This is a genomic window from Candidatus Merdisoma sp. JLR.KK006, from assembly GCF_036941035.1.
Lineage (GTDB): Bacteria > Bacillota > Clostridia > Lachnospirales > Lachnospiraceae > Laedolimicola.
On the sequence record NZ_JAYMNS010000074.1, the window covers coordinates 1 to 1891 of the forward strand.

Here is a 1891-nt window from a genome sequence, read left to right on the forward strand (position 1 = left end):
GGAGCTTCCTGTATAATTCAAGTATAGGGAATTCCAAGAAAGAAGGTTGAGAAAAAAATACCTCAGAGTAAAATAAGATTACTGACTTGCAGGTTAGTGAAAATCTTATTGAACAGAGAGGTATCTAAAATGAATTGTAACACACAAAACGCAAAAATTGCATCCATAACTGAAAAAACTTTGATTGTTGGAATCGATGTAGGAAGTGAAACCCACTATGCCAGGGCATTCGACTGGCGCAACTATGAATATACCAGAAAGCCACTGGAATTCAGTAACACAGAGACAGGGTTCCAGACATTCAAAGCATGGATGGAGGATATAGCGGCGAAACACGGTAAAACTGCTGTAATACCGGGTATGGAGCCGACAGGACATTACTGGTTTGCCCTGGGGAAATTCCTGCAGGACAGCGGGATGAGGCCTGTGCATGTGAATCCCCACCACGTGAAAAAATCAAAAGAACTGGATGACAACAACCCCAACAAAAATGACCGTAAAGACCCAAAGACGATCGCTGCGCTTGTCAACGAGGGACGGTTCTCGTACCCTTACATACCAACCGGTATCTATGCAGAGATCAGGAGCCTGTCAAACCTGCGCTTCCAGACGCAGGAGGAGCTCACGAGGATCAAGAACCGCCTGGCCAGATGGTTCGCCATCTACTTCCCTGAATATAAAGACGTTTATGGGGATTTGAAGGCGGTGAGCGGGAGGATGGTGCTGAAGGAGGCACCGCTGCCGGAGGACATCAGAAAACTGGGGGTGGAAGGTGTGAACCGGATATGGAGGAACGCAAAGCTCAGAGGCGCCGGAATGAAGAGGGCAAAGACCCTGGTATCGGCAGCGGGGCACAGCGTAGGAAGTAAGGAAGCACCGGGAGCGGCAAGGATGGAACTGAAGAACCTGCTCAACGACATGGATGTATATACCTCAAGGCTGGAGGAGCTTCTCGTGAAAATAGAGGAAAAGCTGAAAGAAATCCCATATGTTGATAAACTGATGGGAATTAAGGGGATCGGCCTGGCAACAGTCAGCGGATTCATTGCGGAGGTGGGAGACATTGGACGTTTTGACAACCCAAAGCAGTTACAGAAGCTGGCGGGATATGCGATTGTGGCGAATGATTCGGGGAAGCATAACGGCGAAAGCCGGATCAGTTACAGGGGAAGGAAACGCCTGAGGTATGTGCTGTATGAAGCAGCGATATCCTTGATTGGGAAGAATGCAGAGTTCAGGGCAATACATGAGTATTACCGGACACGTAAAGAAAACCCATTAAAGAAGATGCAGTCTGTCGTAGCGGTAGCGTGTAAGGTTCTGAGGGTATTCTACACGATACTGACAAAAGGTGTAGACTATGATGCCGGAAAACTGATGGGCGACATCAGGAGACCACAGATCCAGGCAGCGTAATAAACGAACATAAACCACAAGCAGGCAATGCCCTGTCATAGTTGGGTTGAACTTTCAAAAATTTTGATTGAGGGTTGAATCCAGCTGTGACAGGAAAGCTGGAAAGTATGGGGAACAATCCGGGAAAACGTCCACCGAAAGGTGCCGGTGAGGGAAGCATACGGGACAGGTCAGTAAGACTTATAACAAAGAATGAGCCGGTAGTCGGCAGGAATATTATCCATAGGGCATGACCCTGTAAAGGAGCTAAGCTGACACCCTGGTTATGGACAGGCGGGACGAAGGAAGTTAGGACCCGGCAGAGATGCTGGTGATCCTGGTAGACACGGGAGGTACGCTGCCGTAGAAGGAGGGGCATACACAAGGCCATGTAGAGCGGAAACGGAAGACGTTCTACTTTGTATACCCAACACCTCTATTTTCGTACCAGATACAAAGAAATGTCCATTATCTTGGCTCATTCATCTGAGATATA

Annotated in this window: 1 protein-coding gene; it reads left to right on the forward strand. The window is 48.1% G+C overall.

The features are described from left to right. Window positions 1–129: 129 nt before the first annotated feature. Entirely contained in the window at window positions 130–1416 is a 1287-nt protein-coding gene (locus VSQ61_RS22595; RefSeq protein ID WP_172543655.1) for an IS110 family RNA-guided transposase, read from the forward strand. Window positions 1417–1891 lie beyond the last annotated feature (475 nt).

Excerpts from the sequence above, each read along its gene's own strand:
- VSQ61_RS22595 (WP_172543655.1), top strand. The coding sequence starts at position 130 with ATGAATTGTAACACACAAAACGCAAAAATTGCATCCATAACTGAAAAA.